Genomic DNA, 26762 nt, shown 5'->3' with positions numbered 1-26762 from the left:
GCTGCGATTCGTTGGATTTGTCTACGATAGGGTATGTTATGATTGTGAGTATAAAATCAGCACACATGAAAAAACTCTCCAACATTGCCGCTTAAAACGACAATTGTGGAGACTATTTCCTGGAAAGTGATTGATTCCTACTTATCTGGACAATAACCACACTATATTCAGAATGTCTTAAAAGGTGGTCCATCGCATAAAACGAGTATTCCCATAAAGATGCAGGGGCTTTCTCTTGCAATTGGGGAATGGATCTAGCTTTGTTGCTATTTCGTATTTGTAATTAATAAACGATAAAAAGAAAGGGTGTACTAATTATGACAAATGAAGTAATTAAAAAATACATCGGAAAGAAGTGCAAGATATCTACAGGATCATTTGGAACAACTGTAGTAGGGAAAATAACTGATGTAAATGAAAATTGGCTTGAGGTTGAAACCCGAAAGGGTAAAGAACTAATAAACGCAGATTTTATTCAAAGCATTAAAGTACAGCAAAATGATTAACTCATAAATATTAAAAACAGTATGGCCAAGTGAACTCGTTCAGCCAAAGCTGAACATCGGGGAATCAGATGGAGGCTCTATTCCACCTGTTGCCTTGGCGGTAGAACTCGAAACTTCGCACACATTTACAAATCGAAGTTTGATATTGTGAGCTATTAGAATAAAGTAATAATATATACTTAAGGGAGAGTGGATACATGCAGATCGATATTTTACTTATGAAGCTTAGTAGACCTGCACAAAGAGCAATTCAAAGTGTAGGAATAACTACAATCGAAGAACTGTCAAAATATAGTGAGAAGGAAATTTTTGAACTACATGGCATTGGAAAAAATGACCAGCCATGACTCCGGCTGTGAAATCATTTGATGAGAAAAAGGGAGATATTATGGAATGATATGGATGTTAATAGCAATTATAATTGTTATTGTAGACCAAGCAACGAAATTACTTATTGTTAACAGCATTGATTATGGAAATAAAATAACACTTATTAATAAATTGTTTTATTTAACTAATGTAGAAAATACGGGAGCTGCTTGGAGTATATTAGAAAACGGCCGATACTTTTTTATATTAATGGCTATGTTGGTTTCTAGTTTGATTATATATCTTATATTTAAGTTAAATGGAAATTTAATTAAAACTGCATTAACCTTTTTCTTAGGTGGAGCAGTTGGTAATCTCATAGATAGAGTTACAAAGGGAGCTGTTACTGATTTTTTTGGGATACTAATTGGTTCATATCAGTTTCCGGTTTTTAATGTTGCTGATGTATTTATTGTATGTGGAACAGCAATTTTATGCTATTATATATTATTTGCCAATGTTAAACAGGAATTTAGTTAGTATAGGTTCACACCTAAGACGCTGGATATAATTTGGAGGTAGAGTGTTATGAAGAAAATTGGATTAATCGGAGGCATGAGTTGGGAGTCAAGCGTTGAGTACTATAGATTAATTAATGAAGAAGTAAAACTTAAACTAGGAGGTCTGCATTCTGCTGAGTGCTTATTATATAGCGTAGATTTTGATAAGATTGAATTCTATATGAGAAACGACCAATGGGACTCCATATTACAGATTCTAGTTGCGGCAGCTAAGACTTTGGAAAATGGAGGAGCAGACTTTATCATTTTATGTACAAACACAATGCATAAACTAGCCGAGCAGATTCAAAAAGAAATAACTGTTGCATTATTACATATTGCTGATGCCACAGCAGATGAAATTACAAAAGCTAAAATAAAGAAAGTTGGATTGCTTGGAACCCGTCCCACAATGGAGCAGAATTTTTATAGAAATGGACTTGAAGAAAAAGAAATTCAAGTTCTAATACCTAATGAAATAGACAGAGAGATAGTGCATGACATCATTTTTAAAGAGCTATGTCTAGGAACCATTAAACAAGAATCTAGGTTAGAATTTAAAAGAATTATTGAGAAATTAGTTTTGATGGGTGCAGATGGAATAATACTTGGGTGCACGGAGATTCCCCTGCTAGTAAAAAAGGAAGACTCGAAAGTACCTTTATTTGATACTACATATATTCACGCTATAAGGGCAGTAGAAAAATCGTTAAATATAATTTAAAAAGTGGTGGAAAAGAATGGAGATACATCAGGACTACGATATTAGAGAGATTAAAATTGAGGATGTAGATTATCTATACCTATTATGTAAACAGTTAGGTTATCCGGTTCCTCAGGAAGACATAATGGCTAATGTAAAAAGCATAATAGATAAATCAGATTACATTATATATGGGGCAGTTTTACCTGAGGGAAAAGTGATTGGTTGTATTCAAGCTCATATTAATAGAATGTTTTATTCTGATATAATGATTGAAGTTAATGGACTTATTATTGATGAAAAATACAGAAGTCAAGGTATAGGTGAAAAACTGTTAAGACGCGTTGAATCGTTTGGCAAAGAAAAAAGGTGCCGATATGTGAACCTAAGAGCTAATGTTATTAGAAAAAGCGCCCATAAATTTTATGAAAAATTGGGTTATCAAAATATAAAACAACAAATTAACTACAGAAAAGAAATTTAAATTTACTTATGGTAGAGAAAGATGATAGGGTGCGAGCAAGCTTTGGAGCTTGCCGCACCCTATGTCCTTTGTCATAATTAAAAATACACTTACATTAATTCGGCGATTTCCGCAATTTCCTTTCCATCGATAACTTTAACACCTTCCTTTAGTTCCCTTTTTGTGTTTAAAGTCATATAAGTTACAGAATTTAATTTAGAAGCAATTAGTGTTATTAATTCCATATCGGCAGAGGCAGAAGTAGTTTTATATTTTCGCGTCTTGTCTATCAGAATAACATCATAATTTGAATCTATTATCTCTTTACAAATCTTTCCCAGTGTATCTGCATATGCTACAATTAATTTATGGTTCCATTCAGGGATATATGAAGTACCTACTTTTGCTGATTCTAATCTTAGCCTATGTACTATTTCTTCAGCAGAATTCTTACTAGAGATGATATGGACCGATTTTCCGTCATTTAAATACTCCAGAGCAATTTCCATAAGTTTTTTAGTTTTCCCGCTTCCTGCTCCTCCAGCTATAATTTTCATTGTTTAGCCCCCTGATAATAAGTTTTGTAATAATATATCTCATTTTATCACATAACTGCTATTTATTGTGCCCAACATTTTTCATTTCAATTTATACATTTTAAAATAGCTTATCAATCTGTTTTTTAGTTTTGCAAATAAAGGTTTCCATCTCTTTATCACTAAAATATTTTCCATTTTCTAACGAAGCTAAGGCTGTTTCAAAACACCCTACTAGAAGTCTATTAATCCTCTCATATTTTAAGGGAGCATTTGTTGGTTCAGGTACTTTTTTGCTCCAAATCTCTTCTAAGCGATAGAAAATATAGTTAGTAATATCCCTCATTATAGCTGCTAGAGTAAAGACCTGCTGGTTAACATAGGATGTGCTGGCCTCGTATGTTGAATAGGGTGAGATATCCAAGCACCCCTCACTTTTAAGTGATTTGTAAGCTTTTGTGCCCTGAAGGATTATCATGTGATGATAAAGGACATTCACAGTAATATCAAGGTTTTTGAGTAGGCTGTTTCTTTTAAGGAATTCAAAATTAATTCTAATATCTTCCAACGAAGAATCTGGTTCAAACATAATAAATCCTATACTTGGTTCTATACCATGTTTGCGTAGGATTTTTATAGCCTTTTCATTTTGAGATACGGTCGTCATTTTATTCAAGCGCTTTAGAGATTCATTCTTGCCACTTTCAAGACCAATTAAAATATGGCATAAGCCTGCATCTACCAAAGCTTTTATTGATTCATCGTGAATATCATTTACCCTGGCTTCAATTCCAAATCTAATTTTTCTTGGTTTAATGAGAGAAGCTAGACGTAAAACCCTTTCTTGACCATTCTGGCCAGGACCAAAAAAGTTTGGATCAGTAAAATAGAAATAATTGAGATTATGGTTTGATAATATTTCATCTATTTCAGCTATGATATTTTCAGGACTTCGTCCGCGCCATTTTGGACTATGAACATAAAATGAACTAATATAGCAAAAGGTACAGGCACCGTAGCATCCACGACTACCTAGGATGTTTACCTCACCAATACTAAATGAAGCTTTTGTACGGACTGGAAAGGGGAGGGTATCAAGATTTTCAACAGGCTTTCCTTTAGAGTAGATAATACTGCCATGTGAAGATTGATAAGCTAATCCCTGGATATTTTCATGAGATGTTTTATTAGAAAGAGCAGCTGCTAATTCAGCAAAGGTTAACTCTGGTTCTCCCAGGATAATAGAGTCAATTGCTTTACAGCTTTGCAGGATTTCTTCATAGCCAAAGGTAGGGTAAAAGCCATAAGCAGTAACATATGGAGTAAGTCCTTCATTTTTCACAGTCTCAAGAAAGCTATAAAGCTTGCCATCATTCTTCCAGTGATAAATCATATGAACACCTAAAATATCAGGCTTGAAATCTTTAAGCTCCTTCCATATCTCTTCATACGAAAGTTTATCAAGGAATCCTTCTATAATTTTCACTTCATGTCCATTACCTTTTAAAATCCCTGCAGCATAACCAGTAAGTAGGCATGAGGAAAGGGGAGTGTTTGCTATATCATTACATCTCTCAGTACTGATGCTCCTGGGATGCTCCAATAAAAGTATCTTCATTATTTGACCTCCTGCCACATGAATACATTTTTACAAAGATGAAGTGTTTCCAGCTTGTATCTTAATTTATCAAAGGGTGTAGGATTGTAGTATGTTGGATAAAGCAGGTCTGTATCCTTTTCTATAAATCCCTGTTCTATGGCCATGGCTTCAACAGGTGTACCTGGTAGAATGCGAATATTATTAAGGATAATTGTTCCTAAATTTCTCTTAACAGAGTGTATGTCATAGATGCGTTCCAAAAGCTTAACGCCTTTTCTAACAGTCTCGTCTGTTTCCCCGGGCACATTTGCCATGAAATGATAAATACTTATTACATCACTTTTAGCAACTAAACTGGCTGCTTTTAAAATATCTTCTTCAGTAAGATTTTTTTTAAGAGTATCTAATGCTTCTTGACAAAGTCCATCAGGGGAAAAGGCAAAGCACTCACAGCCTGCTCTTTCAAAAAGGGCTACATTTTTTTCAGTTATATTATCTTCTCGGAAAAAGCCACCCCACGTGATTTTGAGTTTTCTACGCAGGATTTCCTCACAAATTTGTTCCAAGTGTCCAAAGGGAGCATTTATAATAGGATCATTAAAGTGAAACCTATGGATACCATATTCCTTAATTAAAAATTTAATTTCATCTACAACACCTTCAGGTGTACGACAACGCAGCTTTTTCCCCTGGAGGTTAGGGTAGACACAATAAGCACAATTATAGGGGCATCCCCTCTTTGTCTCAATTCCAATGACAGGAACATAACTGTTGGCTTTTAAGTAGGGACTTGGGTCCAACAGCTTCCTGGACGGCTGTAAATAGTCATTTGTCATATCAAAGTCCATAGAGGGAGGTGTAACAATTACTTCGTTGCCCTTGCGCACACATAATCCCTTTATGAATGATGGCTTTTCTAGAGACGAAAGTAGTGCTGGGAAAGAATTTTCAGCTTCTCCTACAATCCCATAGTGGATTTCGGGGATTTCCAGCAGTAAACGTTCTGGGAAAAGAGAAAATCCAGTACCTCCTACAATAATCCATGTTTTTGGCAAAAGCTTTGCAACCATACGAACAGTAACAACAAAGTTTGGAATGAGGGAGCTGGTTTTATTTCCCAAAGGATCAATGTTGCGAAGTGATATTGCCACTACCTCAGGCTCAAAGCTGGCCATCTTCTCTTTTAGTGCCCTAAAGGGGTCTATCTCAACATTCATATCTAGAAGCTCTACCTGATACCCCTTGTTTTCAATATGAGTAGCAAGTGATACAATCCCTATGGGATATACCCTTTCAGATGAGGCTTCATCCATTGATAAAGCTTGTATTAACAGTATACGCATAATCATCACTCCAATAGTAGTAATGCAAAATACTTACAATAATCACTTTTACTGTTCAAGGTTTGTAGTGCTATTTCTGCACGCTTAACTGTTTCAAAGACATCTATACCTGCACCTTCCATTGATGGTCTAGTATCTTCAGGTCTGAAGCATTGCCCCTGGGTATTGCAGTTTTCACAAAGTGTACACGGCCCTGCCCAGTAAGCAAAAGCTTTATAATAACCAGTCTTGAATGCTTTCTTTTCAGCTTGCAAAACAAGTTTTTGAAAGCTATTGGTAGGAGGCTCCCCCTCCAGAAGTAGTGCCAGACTATAATCCTTAAGTACATTTCTAGTTTCTTCAGGAGATGGACTATTAGGAGGACAGCTAAGCTTTCCAAAGCTTTTACATCCAAACTGGCAGTGTACAGGGGTCCAGTCAGGAACATGAATGGATTCTATAGGAACTGAATAGACTTCCTTAAATCCCAGACCCTCTATTTCCTTAATCAAACCAGATGTTTTATCTAAGCAAAGGTTTTCCAAGTTCTCCTTATTATCTGATGCAATAATTACAGCAGTATCTGTCTCTAGTGAAATAAGGTTGGAAGCATGAAGACCACAATTTCTTACCTGCTGCCTAAGCCAACTTCCCTCAAAAACCTTACCATTGTATGTATTGATAAGCATGTTTAGATCAAAAAGTGTAGCCTTTTCAGGAAAGTGTTCCAAAAAGAAATCATGTACCAACAGGAAGCCATCTGCTTTCAGACATTTTACAGAACATTTTAAAATATGCTGTATTTCTTTTTCTGAATAAGCATGAACAATGTTTGAGAGGACAACCAAATCATATTGACCCTTTTTAAGATGCCAATTTTCTAGAATATTTGTCTCACAATAAGAAATATTTTCAGTAAATTCCCGGCTTGTCATGAGTTCTTTTGTATAGTCCAAAACCTGGGAAATATCCACAAGGGTAGCTTCCATATCCGGGAATTCTTTTAAAAAGCCTGCAGAAATAGCCCCTGAGCCTGCACCTATATCCAAAATATTACCACTTAGGGGAAGACCCTTAAAGATGGGTACAATTTCATTAACCTTTATCCTGGCAACATTATCCATGGCATTTATATACTTTCTGATTCGTGATGCTAAATCATTGGAATTAGATTGGGGTGAGGAGAGATCAATCTTTCCACCTGCTTCTATACACTTTCTAAGACCCTGCCAATGACCTGTTAAGTATTTACGCCAAAGAATGGAATCCCCTTGGTAGTATTCTTTTCCTTTGACAAGGTACTCAGAAGAAATCTTTGTATTAAAAAAGATATTATCGAATTGACTCAACAGACCTAGAGAGCATAGCGCATATAGATACCGTTCAAGTGCTTTAGACTCACAATCTAGTTGTTTGGCAATTTCAACTGTATTTTTCCCATGGGGATCAAGAAGAGAAAAAATATCCAGTTCGATTGCTGTAAATAGTGCCTCTGAAAACCAGTACCCGGTAGCTAGATTTTCTAGATACTGGGGACCAGAGCTTTGGGGGTCATACTTAAGCATCTTAATTTTCCCCTTTCGATTCTTACTTATTGCCTCTTGACTTCTCAATTCTTGGATCTCGCATCATATGGATTCTGCCATTTTTGTGTGATAAGCACCACTAAAGCATGCTGAACAAAATTCTTCTTTAGGATCCTTCATAGTAGCAAAAAGGCCGTTTAGTTTCAGATAGTATAGACTATCTACTCCAATGTACTTTCTTATTTCCATCTGGCTGTAACGTGCTGCTACTAACTGCTCAGGTGTGGCAATATCTATGCCGTAATAGCATGGACAGAGAATAGGGGGAGAAGCAACCAGTAGGTGTACTTCCAAAACCCCTATCTGTCGAAGCATTTCTACAATATGACGACATGTTGTACCACGTACTAAGGAATCATCTACCATTACTATTCTTTGACCCTTTAAAATATCCTTTATAGGATTAAATTTAAGCTTTACCCCAAGTTCACGCAGGTTTTGACCTGGTTGAATGAAGGTGCGTCCTACATATCTGTTTTTTATTAAACCTTCCTTATAAGGAAGACCTGACTCTTCTGCATAACCCAGGGCAGCAGCGATTCCCGAATCAGGTACAGGTATCACCATATCAGCATTGACTAAATATTCTTGTGCCAGGGCTTTACCAAAATTACGACGTACTTGATTTACAGATTCCCCGTCTATAATGCTGTCCTGACGAGCCAGATAAATGTATTCAAAGATACATAGACTGCGGTGCCTGGCAGGTGTGACTTGAGTGGACTTAATACCATATTTGTCTATTGTAATTATCTCCCCAGGATTTATATCTCTAATAAATATTGCTCCAACTGCGTCTAAAGCACAGGATTCAGAAGCCAGCACATAACCTTTTCCCAAGGCCCCTAAACATAGAGGGCGCATACCTTTAGGATCTCTTACTCCAATTAACTGGTTTTCTGTCATAATTGTCAGGGAGTAAGCACCTTTAATCTGATTCATAGATTTTTTAATAGCTTCTGTTAATGAATGTTTACTATTTTGCTCAATTAGGTGCAGTATAACCTCAGTATCACTAGTTGTACGAAAGAGAGTTTTACTCTTACACAGCTGGTTACGCAGCTCAGTAGCATTAGTTAGATTTCCGTTATGAGCTAGACAAATAGTATTATTAGAAAATTTAGATGCCATGGGCTGGGCATTTACTATTGAACTATCACCTGTAGTTGAGTAACGAACATGACCAATAGCCATACTACCCTTTAGCTTTTTAAGGTTATTTTCATTAAAAACCTGAGCAACTAAACCTTGATCTTTATGAATATTAATATTTTTACTGTCAGAAATGGCAATGCCGGCACTTTCCTGTCCACGGTGCTGTAATGCATAGAGGCCATAATATGTTAGTTGAGCCACATTTATACCGGGGGCATAGACGCCAAATATACCACATTCTTCTCTGGGTTTATCATTAAAGAATCCTCTTAACATAAAATCTCCTCCCACACCTAATTTGTCAGAAGTCTCTGATTCTATTCTGGCTCCTGACTCCTGCATTCTGAAAATCAATTTAATGTTAAAAGTAGTTAACAAACAAAAAGCATAACGCAAGTAAGCCCAGTACCTCAATCAATTCACTAAGAGCTCCTAGTGTATCTCCAGTAATTCCACCTATCTTTTTAGAGATATATAAACCAAGTAAAGCTGTACTAATCAGGGTGGTAGCTGCCAGAAACCAGCCTTTAAAGCCCAGCACAATAATAATTGTAACCATGGAAAATGCTGAAGCTATAAGTATTTCCCGGAGCCCAACATGGCTTGTAAAAGAACTCTTTCCTGGTCCAGTCCTTACATAGGGATAGATGGAGGCAGCATATACCTGCGCCCAGCGTCCCAAAATTGGAAACAGTACTAGTGCTGACACCTTAAACTCTGGAGGTATTTGCCCTAAAATTATAAACTTAGACAAAAGTGCCAGACAGCCGGCAGCTGCTCCATGTGAACCTACACGACTATCCTTCATAATTTCCAGGACAGCTTCCAGGGGTTTGCCACTAAAGAAACCATCTGCAGTATCCATTAATCCATCAAGATGCATATTTCCTGTAATAATAGTAAGAAATATTATGGAGATTAAATCACTAACAGGTAATGGGAATACAAGAGATAATATATAATGCAATGCTGCAGTAGCACCTCCCACCATCAATCCTACAATGGGGAATAATGCCATGGAGCGTCCAAGATTTTTGCCATCTACAGGTTTATTAATTGTTATAGGTAGTCGTGTTAAAAATTGAAGAGCCAGCAGGAATTCCATAGGTTTTACCTGCTAAGCCATGCCAAAGTATTTGGCAGCAATGGTAGCCGAACAATCCGGACCACATACAGCACAATCACAACCAGCATTATCCGTATCCATGGCTTTTGCTTCTAATAAGCTATTAGAATCTATAGCAAGTTCTATTTGCTTATCCGTATCAAGGGAAACCCTGGCTTTTGCCATTTGTAAGTCTCTATCAGATGCTTTTTTTCTTCCCCTTGTAATATCTGCTGCATGAGCTGCTATTCTAGTTGCCATTACACCTGCCCTAACATCCTCTTCATTTGGTAGTCCCAAATGTTCAGCAGGAGTTAAGTAACATAAGAAATCAGCACCGCACATTGCTGCATAAGCTCCTCCAATTGCACCAGTAATATGGTCATAACCAGGTGCTATGTCAGTAGCTAAAAATCCTAGAACATAATAGGGAACATTATAGCAGAGTCTCTTTTGGAGAAGGATAGTGGATTCAATATGATTTAAGGGAACATGACCTGGACCCTCTACCATAACCTGTACTCCAGCCTCTAATGCTCTTTTTACCAGATCGCCAGCTAACATTAGCCCCTTGAGCTGTACTTGATCAAGAGAGTCAGCAGTACAACCTGGTCTGACTGCATCCCCAACGCTAAGGACTACATCATATTTTTTCATAATAGCCAGTAAGCGATTGAATTGTTCCAAAAGAGGATTTTCTTTTTGATTATGAAACATCCAACCTGTTAAAAAGGAGCCACCACGGCTGACAACTTCAGTAACCCTGCCAGTTTTTTGAAGGGTTCTAAGGACATCTAAACTTAAGGCACTATGAATAGCCATAAAATCTAGACCATCAGCTGCTTGTTTTTCAATTGTTTGAAATAAATCATCAGGTCTCATGTCCACTACGCTACCATATTTATGAATAGCTTCAACTCCAGCTTGGTAGAGAGGTACACTTCCCACAGCTACATTTGTCAAAGATAGGGTCTGCCTTCTCATACCATCTATATCTCCTCCAGTACTTAAATCCATGAAGGAGTTGCATCCTGCTTCTTCAGCAACTTTCAACTTTCTTGCTTCCATTTCAACCTGAGCTCTATCACTTGAGGTTCCTATAAGAGCATTTACCTTAATATCTAAACCCTCACCAATTCCACAAATCTTGGAACGATCGCGGTTCTTATTTTTTGGTATAACAATAGTTCCCTCGGCGATACCCTTACGAATAAATTTCACATCTACATTTTCGTGAATAGCCACTTTTTCCATTTCTTCAGTTATTTTCCCAGCTCGAGCATTTAACATTTGAGTCATTATTTATCACCCTTTCTATTAACACCCATATTTAGTATCAGTATTTAAATATTGTGAAATGATCTCCATAGCACAGAATTGTCCGCACATGGTACACTTGGATGAGAAGTCATCGCTTCTCTCTTTCCAAATTCTTTGTGCAGTACCAGGGTCTATGGCAAGAGATATTTGCTTATCCCAGTCAAGTTCTTTCCTAGCAATGGACATTTCAAGATCCCAATTTATAGCGCCTGGCATTCCCTTTGCCAAGTCTCCGCAATGGGCAGCAATACGAGCAGCCACTACTCCTTCTCGAACCTGATCAGTATTAGGAATTCCAATATGCTCAGCAGGTGTTACATAACAGATGAAGTCTGCACCAGCCCATGAGGCTACTGCACCACCAATGGCAGCACTTATGTGATCATGACCTACACCTGTATCTGTTACTAAGGGACCAAATACAAAATATGGTGCATTCTTACAAAGGCTCTTCTGAAGCTTAATTGTTGTTTTTACCTGATTAAGTGGAACATGTCCGGGACCTTTAACCATTACCTGAATACCAGCATCTCTTGTCCTCTGTACTAATTCTCCCAGGACTACTAATTCCTGAACCTGAGAACCATCTAAAGAATCAGCGAGACAGCCAGGTCTCATACTATCAGCAAAACTTAAAGTTACATCGTATTTCTTTGCAATCTCTAAAACCCTATCGAAGTTTTCATATAATGGATTTTCCCTTTGATTATGTATCATCCATCCTATGAGGTGTGACCCTCCGTAGCTTACAAGGGGATCAATTCTTCCCTCCCTCTTTGCACGTTCTACTATATCCATGGTGGTACCACAATGAAGTGCCAAAAAAGCTACTCCTTCGGCTGCTTGAGCTTCAATTGCTTCAAAAATGTCTTCAACTGTCATCTTTAGAGGCGATCCATTTTTTCTACTGGCATTAGCCATTGCTTGATATAACGGAAGTGTTCCTACTGGTTTAGAAACAGTAGCAAGTACTTCCTTGCGCATGGCATCAATCTCACCAGTTACACTTAGGTCCATTATGGCATCTGTTCCAGCATTAACAGCAGCCTTGATTTTTTCCAATTCATGATCAATACTTGCATCTTTCCCGTATAGACCTACACTTGCACTTACCTTGGTTCGCAATCCTTCACCTACTGCCAGGGGAACTGCATTACTGTGATTAGCATTTTTAAGTATAACTATCTTGCCTTCAGCTACTCCCTGTCTGATAAATTCAGGACTGACTTTTTCTTGTGCTGCTACTTCTTCCATTTCTTTGGTAACAACACCATTTTGACCATTCCTTAATAAAGACATTGCTTTTACCTCCTTGGTTTTTAATATAAAAAGTCCCCAACCAAAATAAAACTCTGGTTGAGGACTTTACCATCATCCAACAAGAATACGAGATAACAGGCAGGTCTCCTGGCTAACGAATCATCATTTTCTCAAGCCTTCCCACTAGACTTATACAACTGCCAGCAGTGGACAATTTGAGAAACTCCTCGACTACAGTGGTGGGTCCGCACCGTTTCAGGAACAATTCTTAACAATTCCCCACGGGCTTCCCTATTATCCCCATTAGGGGACCTGTTACCTTACTATTTAGTTTTAGTTAAAAAATAAAAAGTTCTCAGCCAAAATAAAACTTTGGCTGAGAACTTTACCATTGTTCTCAATTCTATAGTCTCTATATCCCCGAGAGACTTTCCTTTTGCAAATAGGCAGGTTTCCTGACTTCCGTCTCACAGCGACTTTACTCCTTCCCATCCTCCTTTTCCCAGTGGGATTGAAGAACAGTGGATATCTGTAAAGCAACTCTCCGGTTACAGTGGCGGGACCGTTTGGGACTTGAACCCAATTCCCTTTTGACCTCGAACCTCGAGGCACCTATCTGCACTTAGCAGTTTATTAACTTACTCAACATTCTAATTTCCTCAACTGGAAATGTCAAGCAATAATTATGTGGAATATAGTATAAAAAATTTGCTGGAGAAGGAAATACAAAGGAAATAATGTAAAAAAATGTATTGATTTGGAGGGTAATGCAAATTAAATGTAGAAGTAATGCAAATATTATCATTTTTCATAGCACCTGGTAGATAGGTCCTACCAGGTGGAAAAAATGGAAGCTTTTTGACGGAACGTGCTGTGCAAAAATTTTTTCACAATATATGTCAAGAAGTGAAGATTTCAAAAAATGTGACTGTACATTCCTTAAGACACTCTTTTGCTACGCACCTACTGGAGGGAGGTACTGATTTAAGATATATACAGGAGGGTAGATCGTTGTAGTGGTTATCCTATTACAAAGGCCAGTAAAGGTTTAACTGGGGTGTACCTAAAGTAGAGGTCTCCGCTGCAGATAACAGAGGGTTTGCGACATCGGGGCCAATATGAATGTATTAATCCGACGTCGCAAACCCTCTGAACGTTATCGGAAACCGGGTGCAAGGAACACCCATCCTGCGGTAGATTTATGTGTTCGACGTTGCAGAGATGCACAATAGATTTGATTTTGTGGACTAAGGATAAAAGTATTATTATATATTGCATGTATAGGAGGTACAGAGTTGATAATACGCAAAGCTAAAATTATGGATGCAGAATCATTCTGGCAAATGAAATCTGATTTGGATAAAGAAACAAAATATATGATGTATGAACCAGATGAGAGAATAAGGGATATTAAACGAATTGAAAATATTATTAACCAGTCTACTTCAGGGGATAATTTATTGCTTTTTGCCGAAGATGAAGGTGAAATAGTAGGATATATATCTGCTCAAAGAGGTGGACTAAGAAGAAATAAGCATACAGCTTATATAGTTATTGGTATTCGTAGGGCATATCAACGCAAGGGTATTGGAACGCAATTTTTTGATATATTGAATGATTGGGCGAAAAAAAGTAATATTAAAAGGCTTGAATTAACTGTTATGTGTCTCAATACAGGAGCAAAGCGTTTGTATGAAAAATATGGATTTGTTATTGAGGGCACAAAAAAATGTTCAATGCTAGTTGATGGAAAATATATAGATGAATATTACATGTCAAGAATATTATAGGGTTGAACGTTGTCTTAATGATATTTATGTCGTAATGTTTATAATCATACATTAAGTAAGCAGGGCATTGTACATTTGAGGGGTTAGATCCTGCTGCCGCTCTGAATCACGGGGCACCCTACATCCGATAACAACGCATTGCCACAAGGGCACGGTAGGGTAATGCATTAAGTAGGGCTACGAAGAATGAGCATGGAGAAAGCCGTGCCACATCGTCAAAGCAACCGAGTCGGTCGGTGCATTAGCCCGCGAAGTCCCGCAGGGCACGAGCACTTCCCTGTGAGCTTTGACGTCGTCGGCAATTCAAACCGTTAGCTGAAATTAGACGATGAACGCGCTGTCCATGGTGCGGATTAATAAGAGGAGAAATTTAGGTGTTTAATCCAAGTAGATAGTTTATGTGAAACAAAAGCAGTTGCCGAGCTACATGCCAAAATGTTGACCGAAACTAATCTAGTGGAACTTATAATATGTGATAATCTATAATATATAAAGCATACTTAGGAGGAAAGAAAAATGCCGGATATTACTACACTTATATTGTTTGCAGGAGCATCATTGATTTTATTAATTACTCCTGGTCCTTCCATTATTTACATTATTACACAAAGTATAGAGAAAGGAAGATCAGCAGGTATTACTGCTGTATTAGGTGTAGAATTAGGGAGCTTTATCCATGTAATAGCTGCAGCCTTTGGCATATCGGCACTTTTAATGGCATCAGCTACCGCATTCAACATTATAAAATTTATTGGTGCTGGTTATTTAATATATTTAGGTCTTTGTAAATTACTTAAACATGAAATGCTAGAGGATAATGATAATGGAATTAAGAACAACAAACTTTCATCAGTCTTTTACAAAGCTATACTGGTAAATCTTCTTAATCCAAAGACTGCTTTGTTCTTTTTAGCATTCTTACCACAATTCGTCGATGTGTCAAAAGGAACAGCCACTACACAAATCATGTTTCTTGGACTAGTCTTTATTATGTTAGCAATTTCAACAGACACATTATTTGCGTTACTAGCTGGAAGTACAGGCAAATTGCTCAAGAAAAAAACATCTTTCTTAAACGCTCAACGATATATTACAGGAAGCATTTACCTTGCTTTAGGAGTAGCCACAGCGTTTACTAGTTCTGATAATAAGTAATATTTTGACCTTCAATCAAATTATCTTCACTAGATGGAGTATGAGGTCACAACTTTTGGGCTGGACTAGTCTATAATATTTTTTATTGCTAAAGAAGTAGAAGTGTTTGGGGTCAAAAATTGCGCCAACTGCCAAGTCCGCAAATCACGGGAACGTTAGGCGCAATACAGCTAGTATGTATTCTTTGTGGTTAGAGAAAAGAATAATATTTATACAGGTATGTAGGAGGGATAAGATGAATTGTGAAGTGTGTAGAAAAGCTATTTCTATAAACTATGGTGATGCTACTTCAATAATTTGTAAAGATTGTATAGGTTCTCCCGACGGGGAGAAAAAAATAAGAGAAAAAAATAAATCAGAGCATTCAGATCTTCTGTTTAACGAAACGAAATTTTTAGAAAAAAAAATCTTTATTTGGTTGGGGAAAACAATTATCATTTTAGGATTATTACTTGCAGTTATCAATGTTTTTATATTTCTAAATGATTTAACGCTTTTTGGCTCTGGAGATTTATTAACTGTGATATCTAATGTTGCAATAGGATTGTTAATTAGTACTATTGGATATGCAATTCCTTATTTAATTTCAATAGATGAAAACATTAAAGAATTAAACAAAAAATATCAAAGTAAAGATAGATAGGATATCATTGATATAAGGATTTTGGCTTAACAGTAGATATTTATCCTATTGTTTCTAAATTTCAAGTAAGTTGAGTGGGGGAAGGGAAAAGTTTAGTTGTACAGCGCCTAACGATCCTGTAGAAAAAGCCCCAAATATTCTACAAAAATAGTATAATAATGGTAGAAAAGGTTAAAAAAAGGGGCCTAGAATATGGCGAAATTTAAAACCTATTCATATGAACAGACCGTTTTAATACCCATTGAATTCTGGATAAGCACAATTTATAGGCTATTCCAGAACTCTTTTTCAGCTATATTTAATTGTTTTCGAAGAATTAATTTCCATAGATGTCTGGGTATTTCTTTATGTATAGCGTGGCTAATTTTAGTCTGTAGAACAGTACCATCAGATAACATTTTTTCATAGTACCAGTGATCTGTATTGCGAATCATTACCCAACCATTCTTATCACAATACTTTTTTAGATCTTTAAACTTAGGTGGCATGATTATACTCTAGTAAACTCCTGATTTCTTCATCATTTTCGCATAACATAATTCGCAGTACATATGGAAAATGCGAACGACGGTTGGGCGCATGTAAGAATAACTGGGATCTCTCAATATAATCTTGTGAATATAGTTTTAAATCCTGAATGAGTTCATTGACAGCTTTATCTAGAGTAGTGTTATTAACGAAAATATCAAGGGTATCAAGTGCTAAAGTAACAGATTTATCATCCTCGTAAATAATTTCAGGTTTTAGAGAAAAATGAGATAGAAGCATCTTCTGAAGGTCTACGCGAAGAAGCAATACTTCCTCAGTTTTCTTGCGTTTGACAACTGTTGGTTTAAAAGTATTAAAAACATCGTCATATAATGATGAGAAACCTTTACGAGCATCTGTAAGATTAAGCTCAGATAACATGGTCATTACCCCCTTCACCTCCCATATTAGCATAATCTGTACATTATGTACAGATAGTACATTATATTAGAAAGTGTGTACAATTATTACAAGTTTTATAAGTGGTAATTGAATGAATGTAGCATTGTATGCTTTGAAAGCCGTGAAGCATGCAGGTACTTCAATAGATGAAGAAAGAGAATGGCAAAACAAACAATTACGACAATTACCATCGGAAATTGTGGAGCTAGTTCTAACTATAATGATGAAGAAAGAGAAAGGTTTAAAAATATAATCAAACTGAGCTAAGAATAATTTAAGTGTTAACCTAGCGGGCAAGCCTTGCGCCAGTTCTAGCGGAACGGACACGTCGGGAATACCAGAAACATTATCTGAAACTGTACACGGAAGGTCGTGCTCCATGGTCTGATTTTCTTGAGAATAGGCATTATGGCTATCTATATTTGTGGAATATGACGAGTAACAAACATATAATTAATTAGGAGGCGATAGATAATGAAAATTAGTCTTTTACCAAAATCTCGTTTTGGTACATGGTCCGTAGGGTTAAGCATTTTTTTCTTAGCAATAAGTGGCTTTTTCTACATTTTTGCGGAATTATTAAAGGTTATTTCATCTGATATTTTAATAAAAATTGGTGGATTTACATCAGTTATTGCCCAAATAATTGCTTTTTTCCTCGGTGTTACAGCTGTTATAAAAAACAATGAACGGTCTTATCTAGTTTTTTTTGCTATTGTTTTAGGTTTAGTTGTTTTAGGCTTTATTTTTGGTGATATATTTATTTGGTCTTCATGATACCTCAGAAACCATTGTGTTTAAAAAATTTTTATACTAATTTGGGAGAAAGTTATGTTATTAGATTTCTTCCTTGTGGAAGGTTCAGTTTTAGGAATTATCTCTATGATTCTTTTTTACATATTTACTTCTATAATAGGAGAAGGGAGATTGTATTTCCCGGTGCGTCCTGGCAGATTGCACATTCTAGCAGGGGAGGATCCTGCCGAGGTATGGACTAGCCAACCGCCTCGTATCGAGTCTTGGAGGCATTACGGTAACGTACTGTTTTAAGTATAGACAAAAGTCAGCGAAGTAGAGTAGAAAGTTAATGTATAGACATAAAAAAGTACAAGACGGATTTGTTTTGTAATGGTATAGTATGGAGGATAGATTTGAGTAGTAAGCTTAGGGAGGAGTTATTTCTATGAGGAGTTTTTCTGCTTTTGGGTGGACAATCCGTTATATTGTCTTAGTAGTATTATTTATTGTCTTTTTTATAGGTGGTTCGCTGACCGTTTCAGGACTGATACCGGATGTCAAATCGGACCCCGGCATGTTATCAAACGAAATTGGTATTTTGGTTATTGCACTTGCCAATACACTATTGGTAATGGGACTAGTTCTAAGCTCACGTTGGAGCGGCTGGAAGCTGGCGTTGGGATTAGCCTTTGCCTATTACGGTGCTGTTACATTTGTAATGCAGATCGAGACATGGTATTTTCTGTCGGATATCACCGTTGGGGATGAGCTTTTGCCACGTTTATTTATGATGGGTATCCCGGTTGCAGTTTTTTACGTCCCACTAGCGGTTTGGATTTTGGGAAAGGGTCAGCCAAAAGCTAATTCTGCCATAAACCCAGTACTGGAAATGCCTGTAAAGGAGTGGATATGGAAATTAATTACCATTGCTTTGGTATATCTGGCTCTATACTGGACAGCTGGATATTTTATTGGCTGGCAAAACCCGGAACTACGTGCTTTTTATGGGAGCCCTGGGGAAGGCCTCTCTTTTTGGAGACATACAATCGATACTCTGCGTACAAATCCAGGTTTGTTCATGTTTCAGCTATTGCGCGCCATGATTTGGACGCTATTTGCTCTCCCGGTGATTCGTGGCTCAAAGGTAGGTGTTTGGCAAACGGCTTTTCTCGTAGGATTACTATTTAGTATTCCGCAAAACATTGGTCACATTTTGGAGAACCCTCTAATACCTATTGCTAGCGTGCGTTTAACTCACATGGTGGAGACGGCTTCTTCTACCTTTATTTTTGGAATGATTGTAACTTGGCTATTATACCGAGAGCAAAAATCGGTTCGGAATTTGTTTAAGGGTTCTGTTATATCATAGCCACTTGATCTATATATTACCTTAAGATTGGAGAGGGCTAAAGGATCAGTTAGCAATCCCGAGAACGTAATTTGAAAACCGCTAGGTCTTAATATCTGTAAGCTAATTAGTTATGAGGATTAAACCAAGTAGAAAAAGGGTGTTTGCTTTGAGCATCAGCAACGAAAAACAGTGGAAATGGCCGGTAATTTTGATTTTTACTCGATTCTTCTTAGCAATTTTTTTTCAGTTATTAGTGACAGGAATCTACTTATTGCTAAATGATTCTAATCCACTACAATCTGCTGGCCAATGGTTCATTGTATATGGATCGCTTATTGACCTCGGTTGTTTAATTCTCATTTCTAGGCAGATTCGGAAAGAAGGTAAAAGTCTTTTAGACCTCGTAAATATTGATAAAAGTCATATTGTCAAAGGAATATTAATAGGTTTGGCCTTTTTCTTATTATTCATGCCCATGTCAGTAGTTGGTATGAGTCTAAGTTATTTACTTATATTCGGAACACCATACCCTCCGCAACTCATGGGTGGGATACCACTATGGGGCGCTCTTTATAGTGTTATAGTATTCCCAATTCTGTGGGGATTTTCTGAGCAAATTACATATCAGGGCTATTGTCTGCCACGTCTTATAAACATATTTAATAATAAATGGTTAGCTATTGCCCTTGTTAGTTTTGGGTGGATGCTTCAACATACAGCACTTCCCCTTATGCTCGATTGGAAATATATGGCATTTAGAATGTTATCATTTCTTCCGCTAACTATTTTGATGCCTATAATTTTCCTTCGTACCAAAAGATTACTGCCTTTTATAATAGCTCATTGGGCAATGGATATGGTCGCTGCAGTAATGGGAGCTTTACTGCCTTTATTGAAGTAGGCTGATAAATCGTGGTTATAAGTAAAAGAAGTCATGAAAAAACTCTCCAACCTCGCCGTTTAAAACGACAGTTGTGGAGAGTGAATTCCGGTAAATTTTACACATTTACCGCAGTTTTGATGCTGGTTAGAGTTTCAGTTCTAGCAGCAATGTGGTTCATTACTTTGAACACGATAGCTGGAGAATTTGTCAATTTCACAACTCTATATTCCCTAGATGCTTCGCCTAATAAGGTTTTTAGAACACCTAGGATTTCTTTTTTTAGCGTTTTAAATTTTCTCTGATGAACAACGTGATGATGATCCCGCTTCAACAGATTCTCTATCTCGCTGTTTAAGGTTTTAAACTCATTGCAAAAATACATATTATGTACCTCTTTCTTTCAATTATTAAATACACACAAGGAATAGCATAACACAAGAAAATACACTTGTAAACAATAACTTAGCCGCAAATTTTCCGTGGTCCAGTATAATGTGGCACCTTTGCATTCGTTCATACGCATCTGCTTCTTGTAATGGAATAAGGCTGGACTAGGAAATCAGTACCAATCATATCAGTATTAGGAAGTCCTATTGGTTTGATGGGACAAATACTTGGAATATAGGGAGAAGTTACATATGAGTGAGAAAAAGAAAATACCTAAGCGAATTGTTAACGGGCGTCTTCTAAAAAATTATGGTAGTTGGATGTATTGTGATTGTTGTAGTAATACTGTTGGATATTTATGCTATACAACTTATCAATACTTTTATTTTAGTTTTAGTTGTAATTGTGGAAACAAAGGTAGTTTTGAGCTCGGGGAAAAACCTACATCAGGAATAGGTTTTCGTGAAAAAATATTATTAAAAAAGAATAGATTATGTTGTGCTATTAATCAGGCTCCTTTATTTTCTATTGTTCATAAAAACATAAAAAGTTATACTTATGAAGTTATTTGTAATAAATGTTTAAATTCTTATAAAGAATGATATTAGTTAATAGGATGAACGAACATCAGATAACAAAGTAATGCCAGTTCCCTCCTACGTCGCTTCACCCAAATCCAGTAGCCTAAGATAAGAGCTATCTAAGGCTGCTGGACTTCGGTAATACCTAAACTTTATATGAAAGCCCTGTGCAATTAATATGCATCTGTCCTGGACGATTGGTGTTATTTCAGTCTCATTATTTAATGGCAGTAGATGGAAGGAAAAAATTAAGGTAGCGGGGTGCACCGTAGTGAAAAAAATATTCTTTATGGCTCTGATTCTAGGATTATTATTGGTGACTATGTTAGGATGTGAAACAAAAGCAGAAGATGAAAAGGACAATTCTTCAATTAACAACCATACGGTACAAAAAATATACAAAGTGCCAATAGAGAAGATTAAAAAGCAATACTCTATTGAGGATTTCAATGAATTATATACCGAATACCTTAAATTGAACAATATAGATATAAAGACATCAGCTGAAGATGACAAAACAGGGATGTCAAAAGAAGACCAGTTGAAATATTACACAATATCTGACATTACACCTGAAAATGTTAAAAAAGAAATAGGATGCCAAATATTTAAGGTAAATTATACTTGTGAATCTTATGTAATTTATAAAGGTGAATTCTTCCCAATAGGGTTTGGGTTTGGTGGTTATGGTGTTGTTACACTTACAACATGTGATTTTGATGAAGATGGGCAAAAGGATTTAATATACACTTTTTCGTGGGGTTCAGGATTGCATCGATCACATATAGGCATATTTGATTTTTCAGAAAAGAAAGAGACCTGGCTTGATTTTGTTCAGCTAAATGAAGATATAGTATTAGAAAAACTATCAGATAGCATTTTTAATGTTTATACCACAGACTTAGAATTGAAGGAAAAACTTAATTACACAAGATATATTATTGCTCCAAAAAAGATAGTCGCGAAAGTAATAGCTAAGAGAGGGAGTGTAGAAGTTACTCCATTAAAGTGATTAAACTTATAAAAGCATAATAACTAGCTGCAAGTTTGTTCATGAATAATTATGTAAACTATTATGAAGAAGATTTGGATGAGGTGAGTTATAAGTGATATTTGTTAGTATTGTTCTTGTAGTTTGGATGATATTTGTAATTTGTTTAAGAAGGAGAATGAGTGATCGTTTTAGATTTTCAAATGCCTTGCTACCTTTAGTTTTGACGAGTTATTTAGTGGCATTTGACTTGGGGACAAACTATGTTGCGGGCGCTATTCCAGTATTAAACGATGGGATAGGGTTACATAGTAAATTTGCTTATTATATTATTGGCGAAGATGGTTGGAGTTTAGAATTGTTTAAAAGAATTTATGATTATTCATTTACTATAAGTATTATACTTACCCTTTTATATATTGGTGCACTTTTCCTAACACCTAAAAGATCCCACTGATAGACTAGAAAATCTTTAGCTAATGCTTAGTGGGGTTTGCTGCACTATTTGTCTCTGTTAGTAGAGGCGCTTTATCTGTTCATTCATTTTTGATTTTTAGATTTATACCTGCAGTAGATAGATATAACATATTTATAACTTTAACAATAGCAAGGAAAATATGTACAATAATCACTTCTACTGTCCAAGGTTCATACTGCTAATTATTCCATTCCCATAATCCTCGATTTTATAATTTTGCTTCCTGCCTAACGAACATTTTCTCAAGCATTCCCACTAGACTTAGAAAAATCTTATCAGTTGAAAATTTGGAAACTCCTCATGAACTTTCTGATCTGTTATCGGTTGCTATTTAGTTTTTATAGTTAAAACATGAAAGGTTCTCAGCCTAACAAAGATTGGCTGAGAATTTTTCCATCAGCTTAATTTGCAGGGTAAGAAATCATTAGTTGGATTTAATAATGAAAGATTTACTGTAGATGGAAATGACACGGAAATAATGTAAAAAAATGTATTGTTTTGGAAGGTAATGCAAACTAAATGTAGAAGTAAATGCAAATATTATTAATTTTGGATATATTGGACAGATAAATCTTACATTTCAATAAAAAGGAGGATTTTTGTCTTGGGATAGAGGTGAAAATGATTGGCAGGGAGGAAATTGCTGTATCATTTGATTATTCAAAAGAAAAGGTGGATATAGTTAGAAGAATTGATGGACGAAAGTGGGATCCAGAAAATAAGTATTGGATTATTCCCCATAATATCGAAACAATAAAGCAAATCGTTAAGCTTTTTGAGAAAGAAGAAGTTATTTGTTACGATGAACTAAATAGCATTTTATCCTCTTACCGAAATGTATGGACAAGTCATGACGATACTTTAGACAAGATGGATAAATTGCTGAAAATGAAAGGGTATAGTACCAAAACAATAAAAGCGTATATTGGTCACAGTAGACGCTTCTTAGATAATAATAACAAGAAAGCCGAACTAATTTCTCAAGAAGATGTCGAAGAATATATAATTCTTTTATTAAATGGGAATTCTCATGCATATGTTAACCAATCGCTAAGTGCAATTAAGTTTTTACTTACATATGTACTAAATAAAGAAAGAATTATCTATGAAATTCCCCGTCCTAAAAAAGAGAAGAAGTTGCCTATCATTTTAAGCCAGGATGAAGTTTTGGCAATACTGAGCTCAATTTCGAACCTGAAGCATAAAGCTATTCTGTATCTCGTATATTCTGCTGGTCTGCGTGTAGGTGAGGTTGTGCGGTTAAAAATTAATGATATTGATAGCCAAAGGATGTTGATCCATGTTCGGCAAGGAAAAGGAAGAAAGGATAGATATACTCTCTTATCTGGATTAACACTTGATATATTAAGGGAATATGTAAGAATGGAAAAACCAAAGGGTTGGCTTTTTCCAGGAGGAAAAGATGGAAGGTTTTTGACGGAACGTGCTGTGCAAAAAGTTTTTTATAATGCATGTCAAGAAGCGAATATGTCAAAGAATGTGACGGTACATTCCTTGAGGCACTCTTTTGCAACACATTTACTGGAGGAGGGTACCGATTTAAGATATATACAGGAGTTATTGGGACATAGCAGCTCAAAAACCACAGAGATTTATACACATGTAACACAGGCTAGTATAAGCAGAATAAAGAGTCCATTAGATCGAATTGTAAATAAATAAAAGTAAACCCATAGTAAATATTCACGAACCAAAGTTCGCAAATACCACCGTATTGGCATAATAAACGAACCAAGGTTCGCAGATGCAATAGATAGGACGGAAATTGCTCGCTGCGCTCACAATTCCGTCCTATCGTGGCGCGGGTTACACCCGCTGATAGGCGGGTTCGCGCTAAAGCGCTCCCAACATCGCCTATCAGCAGGTTTGCAAAATTGCTTTTCCGGACAAGAAAACCCTTGTCCTCCAAAGCAACTTCGCAAACCCGCGCCACGTTAGCCGAAATAACCTATATAAAAGAAAATAGTGGGATACCCACTATTAATTGAATTTAATCTGAAGTTCCTTGCCCAAGGCGTGTGCTATTTTGTGTAATAATTCAACGCTTGCATTATACTCGCCGCTTTCTAAACGAGAAATTGCAGATTGTTTTGTTCCAATTTTATCAGCTAGTTGTTTTTGACTTAAGCCTTGTTCAATCCGAAACTTAATTAGCTCTTTTTTGATATCATAAAGAGGTTTTAATCTATCATATTCTTCTTTAACTTCCGGGCATTGTAACAATTTAGCTTTTACTTCTTCGTGGTTCATGTTTGGTCACTCCTTTGGAGATAGTTTTTCATTCTCTTCAAAGCAATATTAATATCCTTCTTAGGAGTTTTATCAGTAGTTTTTCTAAAAGCATGCAGGAGGACAAATCTTCCTTTAGAATAATGAAAATATAGAATTCGGAAGTTATTAGAACTATGCTTTATCCTTAGTTCCCATAACCCATCAGCAGCTTTAATACTTCTTATGTGGGGTAGACCAAGTGTAAAACCAAACTCGGAGAGCAAATCAATTTCTCTTAATACTTTAGCCTGCTCTTTACTGCTAAGACTACAAACAAAATCAAAAACAGGAGATTTACCTATTTCTGTATAATACTCAACTAAATACACTTTTATCACCCTATCACACTTATATTATATAACATATATGTTATATATTCAAGAAAAACCGGGGTTACTCCGGCTAACACGAGGATTTGCAGCTCCGGCTTGGCGCCTCCGACCTAACTTGACAGTTGTCATGCCTTTTGCTAATTGAGGGGTAGGCTTTTGAGGGCAAAAGTCAAGCCAACCGCCAAGTTCACAAATCCCGGGAACGTTATATAACATGGGAGGCAAGTCCGCCGCGTCCTGCGGCGGGGTATATATGTGTGATTTTAGGGGTTTTTCTATTATGTGCAAGTACGTTATTGCGAATTTTTAGATTTTATATCTTGGCTGCGGAGGTTATTTATATGTTTAATGAGATTTGTATATATGAAGTAAAACTTGACAAGCAAGATGAAGTTGAAGAACTTATGAAAGAGGTAGCTGTATTTTATAAAGAACAGCAAGGTGTTATTGATGTAAAATATATCAAGAGAACCCATCGGCAAAAAGACTTTAATGCAGTAAAATCAGGTGAACCCCCCATTAAGTTAACACGCTACGTGGGCAAAGTTACCTATATGCTATATTGGGTGGTTGAAAATGAAGAAGCACATGCAACGGTTTCAAAACTTGGATTAGAAAAATTTTACAAAAGATGGAATCGCTGTTTGACAATCATGCCTAAAATCTTGCTTGGGGAAAATATTGTGTAAATCAAATGCCTAAACAGTGATAAAAAATAAGCAGCATTATCTTTAATGTTTATGTAATAGGTAGCATGTTTGGGGTTTAAGGGGTCGACGTCCTGTCGACCTCTGAACAGGCGGGACCTCCCACGTTACATAACACGAGGATTTGCGGCTTCGGCTGCGCCTTCGACCTAACTTGACGATTGTCATGCCTTTTGCTAATAGTGGGTAGACTTTTGAGAGCAAAAGTTATGCCAACCGCCAAGTTCGCAAATCCCGGGAACGTTATCCAAAACCGCTAAGCTGTAAAGTGCTGTTTGAAAGACGAACCTCGGATCAATTTCTCTTCTAGGGTTATAAATAGTTCTTTTGGAAGAACAACAATTTAAGATGGAGGTCTACTTTTATGAAAATAAATATTACTAATAAAGAATATTTAATTCTTCTTGACATTCTTTATATTGCAGATTGGATTATGCATGGATTTTACACAGAAGATAGGGTAGCAACAAAAAAGTATAGGGATTTGGAGCAGAAGTTGTTTTCATTAGCTAAGGAGTTTGGCGCAGATGACCTTATTAAACCAGACGGTAAAGATGGAGAGTTCTTTGCTACGAGGAAGTTTGAAGATGAATCGCTGGCCTTGGAATATATCGAAGAATACGAAGAAGAATCTTTTTGGGACGAGTTAATTGAACGCCTAGCGGAGAGGGATCTTGTACATAAATATGGTCCTGAAATAATGAAACTGATTTTCGAAGCTGAAGATATTCACGATGAGTTAGAGAATTTTAAAGAGAAATATGCCAAGGAATTTGAGAAAAATGGACTTAAAAATCTGCGGTTGTCTTGATCAGTATTAAAGTCTTAGGTTTTGCATGAGATTTTTTGCCGCGGCATCGGATAACACGAGCATTCCCACAAGGGGCGGTGGGGCAAGTCTATGGGGTGAGCCGCCCACATCTCCTCTGTCACAAGACTTGCATGTGGGGATGGTAGTCGGGGTAGCAAGTCTTGCGCCAGCCCTTGTGGGACGGACACGCCGGGAATGCCGAGGACGATAGGACGGAAATTGCTCGCTGCGCTCACAATTCCGTCCTATCGTGGCGCGGGTTACACCC

30 protein-coding genes and 1 other annotated feature are annotated in these 26762 nt (G+C 36.7%); of the genes, 17 read left to right on the top strand and 13 right to left on the bottom strand.

Translation table 11 applies throughout. The features are described 5' to 3' along the window. Positions 1-317 precede the first annotated feature (317 nt). The 4 genes from APF76_12720 (at position 318) to APF76_12705 (ending at position 2562) form a co-directional block, all read left to right on the top strand. Complete coding sequence (locus APF76_12720) at positions 318-506, top strand: hypothetical protein (protein ID KUO53035.1); 189 nt, start codon at positions 318-320, stop codon at positions 504-506. Between the two features lie 393 nt (positions 507-899). Next, complete coding sequence (locus APF76_12715) at positions 900-1355, top strand: hypothetical protein (protein KUO53034.1); 456 nt, start codon at positions 900-902, stop codon at positions 1353-1355. 48 nt (positions 1356-1403) lie between these two features. After that, complete coding sequence (locus APF76_12710; GenBank protein KUO53033.1) at positions 1404-2099, top strand: aspartate racemase; 696 nt, start codon at positions 1404-1406, stop codon at positions 2097-2099. Between the two features lie 16 nt (positions 2100-2115). Then, complete coding sequence (locus APF76_12705) at positions 2116-2562, top strand: hypothetical protein (protein KUO53032.1); 447 nt, start codon at positions 2116-2118, stop codon at positions 2560-2562. A gap of 89 nt (positions 2563-2651) precedes the next feature. Here APF76_12705 and APF76_12700 read toward each other — a convergent pair whose 3' ends face one another. The 8 genes from APF76_12700 to APF76_12665 form a co-directional block, all read right to left on the bottom strand. After that, entirely contained in the window at positions 2652-3098 is a 447-nt protein-coding gene (locus APF76_12700; GenBank protein ID KUO53031.1) for a hypothetical protein, read from the bottom strand. Positions 3099-3198: 100 nt separating this feature from the next. Continuing rightward, positions 3199-4695 (bottom strand): radical SAM protein, encoded by a 1497-nt coding sequence (locus APF76_12695; GenBank protein KUO53030.1) that lies wholly within the window; start codon positions 4693-4695, stop codon positions 3199-3201. After that, positions 4695-6020 carry a radical SAM protein gene (locus APF76_12690; protein ID KUO53029.1) on the bottom strand — a complete coding sequence of 442 codons (1326 nt, stop codon included), beginning with the start codon at positions 6018-6020 and terminating at the stop codon, positions 4695-4697. Before APF76_12690 ends, APF76_12695 begins: the two co-directional genes overlap by 1 nt. A gap of 5 nt (positions 6021-6025) precedes the next feature. Further along, on the bottom strand, positions 6026-7564 hold the full coding sequence (locus APF76_12685) for a metal-binding protein (protein ID KUO53028.1): 1539 nt from the start codon (positions 7562-7564) through the stop codon (positions 6026-6028). A gap of 63 nt (positions 7565-7627) precedes the next feature. Beyond that, a complete protein-coding gene (locus APF76_12680) occupies positions 7628-9016 on the bottom strand; it encodes an amidophosphoribosyltransferase (GenBank protein KUO53046.1) in 1389 nt (462 codons plus the stop codon). A gap of 85 nt (positions 9017-9101) precedes the next feature. Beyond that, on the bottom strand, positions 9102-9845 hold the full coding sequence (locus tag APF76_12675; GenBank protein ID KUO53027.1) for a cobalamin synthase: 744 nt from the start codon (positions 9843-9845) through the stop codon (positions 9102-9104). A gap of 12 nt (positions 9846-9857) precedes the next feature. Further along, the gene (locus tag APF76_12670; protein KUO53026.1) at positions 9858-11144 is read right to left on the bottom strand and encodes a phosphomethylpyrimidine synthase; all 1287 of its coding nucleotides are present in this window, start codon (positions 11142-11144) and stop codon (positions 9858-9860) included. Between the two features lie 18 nt (positions 11145-11162). Further along, positions 11163-12464 carry a phosphomethylpyrimidine synthase gene (locus tag APF76_12665; GenBank protein KUO53025.1) on the bottom strand — a complete coding sequence of 434 codons (1302 nt, stop codon included), beginning with the start codon at positions 12462-12464 and terminating at the stop codon, positions 11163-11165. 388 nt (positions 12465-12852) lie between these two features. After that, positions 12853-13056: a binding site (cobalamin riboswitch), on the bottom strand. 664 nt (positions 13057-13720) lie between these two features. Here APF76_12665 and APF76_12660 point away from each other — a divergent pair. From APF76_12660 to APF76_12650, 3 genes are all read left to right on the top strand, one after another. Continuing rightward, complete coding sequence (locus tag APF76_12660; GenBank protein ID KUO53024.1) at positions 13721-14215, top strand: acetyltransferase; 495 nt, start codon at positions 13721-13723, stop codon at positions 14213-14215. A gap of 516 nt (positions 14216-14731) precedes the next feature. Next, complete coding sequence (locus tag APF76_12655; protein ID KUO53023.1) at positions 14732-15370, top strand: hypothetical protein; 639 nt, start codon at positions 14732-14734, stop codon at positions 15368-15370. 235 nt (positions 15371-15605) lie between these two features. Next, positions 15606-16013, top strand: a complete 408-nt coding sequence (locus APF76_12650; GenBank protein ID KUO53022.1) for a hypothetical protein — start codon at positions 15606-15608, stop codon at positions 16011-16013. A gap of 263 nt (positions 16014-16276) precedes the next feature. Here APF76_12650 and APF76_12645 read toward each other — a convergent pair whose 3' ends face one another. Both APF76_12645 and APF76_12640 read right to left on the bottom strand, forming a co-directional pair. Next, positions 16277-16501 carry a hypothetical protein gene (locus APF76_12645; GenBank protein ID KUO53021.1) on the bottom strand — a complete coding sequence of 75 codons (225 nt, stop codon included), beginning with the start codon at positions 16499-16501 and terminating at the stop codon, positions 16277-16279. Continuing rightward, complete coding sequence (locus APF76_12640) at positions 16491-16922, bottom strand: exoribonuclease R (GenBank protein ID KUO53020.1); 432 nt, start codon at positions 16920-16922, stop codon at positions 16491-16493. The genes APF76_12645 and APF76_12640 overlap by 11 nt, the downstream gene beginning before the upstream one ends. A gap of 495 nt (positions 16923-17417) precedes the next feature. Between APF76_12640 and APF76_12635 the strand changes: the two genes are divergently transcribed. The 4 genes from APF76_12635 (at position 17418) to APF76_12620 (ending at position 19933) form a co-directional block, all read left to right on the top strand. Continuing rightward, positions 17418-17720, top strand: coding sequence for a hypothetical protein (locus APF76_12635; protein KUO53019.1), 303 nt, complete (start codon positions 17418-17420; stop codon positions 17718-17720). A gap of 54 nt (positions 17721-17774) precedes the next feature. After that, positions 17775-17993, top strand: coding sequence for a hypothetical protein (locus APF76_12630; GenBank protein KUO53018.1), 219 nt, complete (start codon positions 17775-17777; stop codon positions 17991-17993). Positions 17994-18126: 133 nt separating this feature from the next. Then, on the top strand, positions 18127-19050 hold the full coding sequence (locus tag APF76_12625; protein ID KUO53017.1) for a hypothetical protein: 924 nt from the start codon (positions 18127-18129) through the stop codon (positions 19048-19050). Positions 19051-19198: 148 nt separating this feature from the next. Beyond that, positions 19199-19933 carry a hypothetical protein gene (locus tag APF76_12620; GenBank protein ID KUO53016.1) on the top strand — a complete coding sequence of 245 codons (735 nt, stop codon included), beginning with the start codon at positions 19199-19201 and terminating at the stop codon, positions 19931-19933. Positions 19934-20030: 97 nt separating this feature from the next. On the opposite strand, the gene APF76_12615 is transcribed toward APF76_12620, so the two are convergent. Then, on the bottom strand, positions 20031-20297 hold the full coding sequence (locus APF76_12615) for a hypothetical protein (GenBank protein KUO53015.1): 267 nt from the start codon (positions 20295-20297) through the stop codon (positions 20031-20033). Positions 20298-20553: 256 nt separating this feature from the next. Here APF76_12615 and APF76_12610 point away from each other — a divergent pair, with 256 nt between their 5' ends. The 4 genes from APF76_12610 to APF76_12595 all read left to right on the top strand — a co-directional run bounded on the left by APF76_12610 (position 20554) and on the right by APF76_12595 (position 24035). Next, the gene (locus tag APF76_12610) at positions 20554-20904 is read left to right on the top strand and encodes a hypothetical protein (protein KUO53014.1); all 351 of its coding nucleotides are present in this window, start codon (positions 20554-20556) and stop codon (positions 20902-20904) included. 250 nt (positions 20905-21154) lie between these two features. After that, positions 21155-21895, top strand: coding sequence for a hypothetical protein (locus APF76_12605; protein ID KUO53013.1), 741 nt, complete (start codon positions 21155-21157; stop codon positions 21893-21895). 94 nt (positions 21896-21989) lie between these two features. After that, on the top strand, positions 21990-22331 hold the full coding sequence (locus APF76_12600; protein KUO53012.1) for a hypothetical protein: 342 nt from the start codon (positions 21990-21992) through the stop codon (positions 22329-22331). Between the two features lie 642 nt (positions 22332-22973). Beyond that, a complete protein-coding gene (locus APF76_12595) occupies positions 22974-24035 on the top strand; it encodes an integrase (protein ID KUO53011.1) in 1062 nt (353 codons plus the stop codon). A 318-nt stretch (positions 24036-24353) separates the two neighbouring features. Here the strand turns inward: APF76_12595 and APF76_12590 are convergent, their stop codons facing one another. Continuing rightward, a complete protein-coding gene (locus APF76_12590; GenBank protein ID KUO53010.1) occupies positions 24354-24623 on the bottom strand; it encodes an XRE family transcriptional regulator in 270 nt (89 codons plus the stop codon). Then, positions 24620-24982, bottom strand: coding sequence for a hypothetical protein (locus APF76_12585; protein KUO53009.1), 363 nt, complete (start codon positions 24980-24982; stop codon positions 24620-24622). The genes APF76_12590 and APF76_12585 overlap by 4 nt, the downstream gene beginning before the upstream one ends. Before the next feature lie 335 nt (positions 24983-25317). Here APF76_12585 and APF76_12580 point away from each other — a divergent pair, with 335 nt between their 5' ends. Further along, positions 25318-25665 (top strand): hypothetical protein, encoded by a 348-nt coding sequence (locus APF76_12580; protein KUO53008.1) that lies wholly within the window; start codon positions 25318-25320, stop codon positions 25663-25665. A 382-nt stretch (positions 25666-26047) separates the two neighbouring features. Next, on the top strand, positions 26048-26494 hold the full coding sequence (locus APF76_12575) for a hypothetical protein (GenBank protein KUO53007.1): 447 nt from the start codon (positions 26048-26050) through the stop codon (positions 26492-26494). Positions 26495-26762: the final 268 nt, after the last annotated feature.

The organism is Desulfitibacter sp. BRH_c19 (assembly GCA_001515945.1).
In the GTDB taxonomy this organism is placed as follows: domain Bacteria; phylum Bacillota; class DSM-16504; order Desulfitibacterales; family Desulfitibacteraceae; genus Desulfitibacter.
The sequence above is the reverse complement of the archived record's forward strand: the minus strand, read 5'-3'. Positions and strand labels throughout refer to the sequence as shown.

Bases quoted from the DNA above. Each gene is read 5' to 3' on its own strand.
- APF76_12610 (KUO53014.1), top strand. From the start codon at position 20,554: ATGAGTGAGAAAAAGAAAATACCTAAGCGAATTGTTAACGGGCGTCTT.
- APF76_12655 (KUO53023.1), top strand. From the start codon at position 14,732: ATGCCGGATATTACTACACTTATATTGTTTGCAGGAGCATCATTGATT.
- APF76_12575 (KUO53007.1), top strand. From the start codon at position 26,048: ATGAAAATAAATATTACTAATAAAGAATATTTAATTCTTCTTGACATT.
- APF76_12675 (KUO53027.1), bottom strand. From the start codon at position 9,845: ATGGAATTCCTGCTGGCTCTTCAATTTTTAACACGACTACCTATAACA.
- APF76_12690 (KUO53029.1), bottom strand. From the start codon at position 6,020: ATGCGTATACTGTTAATACAAGCTTTATCAATGGATGAAGCCTCATCT.
- APF76_12665 (KUO53025.1), bottom strand. From the start codon at position 12,464: ATGTCTTTATTAAGGAATGGTCAAAATGGTGTTGTTACCAAAGAAATG.
- APF76_12715 (KUO53034.1), top strand. From the start codon at position 900: ATGATATGGATGTTAATAGCAATTATAATTGTTATTGTAGACCAAGCA.
- APF76_12720 (KUO53035.1), top strand. From the start codon at position 318: ATGACAAATGAAGTAATTAAAAAATACATCGGAAAGAAGTGCAAGATA.
- APF76_12640 (KUO53020.1), bottom strand. From the start codon at position 16,922: ATGTTATCTGAGCTTAATCTTACAGATGCTCGTAAAGGTTTCTCATCA.
- APF76_12580 (KUO53008.1), top strand. From the start codon at position 25,318: ATGTTTAATGAGATTTGTATATATGAAGTAAAACTTGACAAGCAAGAT.
- APF76_12705 (KUO53032.1), top strand. From the start codon at position 2,116: ATGGAGATACATCAGGACTACGATATTAGAGAGATTAAAATTGAGGAT.
- APF76_12685 (KUO53028.1), bottom strand. From the start codon at position 7,564: ATGCTTAAGTATGACCCCCAAAGCTCTGGTCCCCAGTATCTAGAAAAT.
- APF76_12700 (KUO53031.1), bottom strand. From the start codon at position 3,098: ATGAAAATTATAGCTGGAGGAGCAGGAAGCGGGAAAACTAAAAAACTT.
- APF76_12695 (KUO53030.1), bottom strand. From the start codon at position 4,695: ATGAAGATACTTTTATTGGAGCATCCCAGGAGCATCAGTACTGAGAGA.
- APF76_12590 (KUO53010.1), bottom strand. From the start codon at position 24,623: ATGAACCACGAAGAAGTAAAAGCTAAATTGTTACAATGCCCGGAAGTT.
- APF76_12635 (KUO53019.1), top strand. From the start codon at position 17,418: ATGAAAATTAGTCTTTTACCAAAATCTCGTTTTGGTACATGGTCCGTA.
- APF76_12630 (KUO53018.1), top strand. From the start codon at position 17,775: ATGTTATTAGATTTCTTCCTTGTGGAAGGTTCAGTTTTAGGAATTATC.
- APF76_12670 (KUO53026.1), bottom strand. From the start codon at position 11,144: ATGACTCAAATGTTAAATGCTCGAGCTGGGAAAATAACTGAAGAAATG.
- APF76_12650 (KUO53022.1), top strand. From the start codon at position 15,606: ATGAATTGTGAAGTGTGTAGAAAAGCTATTTCTATAAACTATGGTGAT.
- APF76_12615 (KUO53015.1), bottom strand. From the start codon at position 20,297: ATGTATTTTTGCAATGAGTTTAAAACCTTAAACAGCGAGATAGAGAAT.
- APF76_12625 (KUO53017.1), top strand. From the start codon at position 18,127: ATGAGGAGTTTTTCTGCTTTTGGGTGGACAATCCGTTATATTGTCTTA.
- APF76_12680 (KUO53046.1), bottom strand. From the start codon at position 9,016: ATGTTAAGAGGATTCTTTAATGATAAACCCAGAGAAGAATGTGGTATA.
- APF76_12645 (KUO53021.1), bottom strand. From the start codon at position 16,501: ATGCCACCTAAGTTTAAAGATCTAAAAAAGTATTGTGATAAGAATGGT.
- APF76_12710 (KUO53033.1), top strand. From the start codon at position 1,404: ATGAAGAAAATTGGATTAATCGGAGGCATGAGTTGGGAGTCAAGCGTT.
- APF76_12595 (KUO53011.1), top strand. From the start codon at position 22,974: ATGATTGGCAGGGAGGAAATTGCTGTATCATTTGATTATTCAAAAGAA.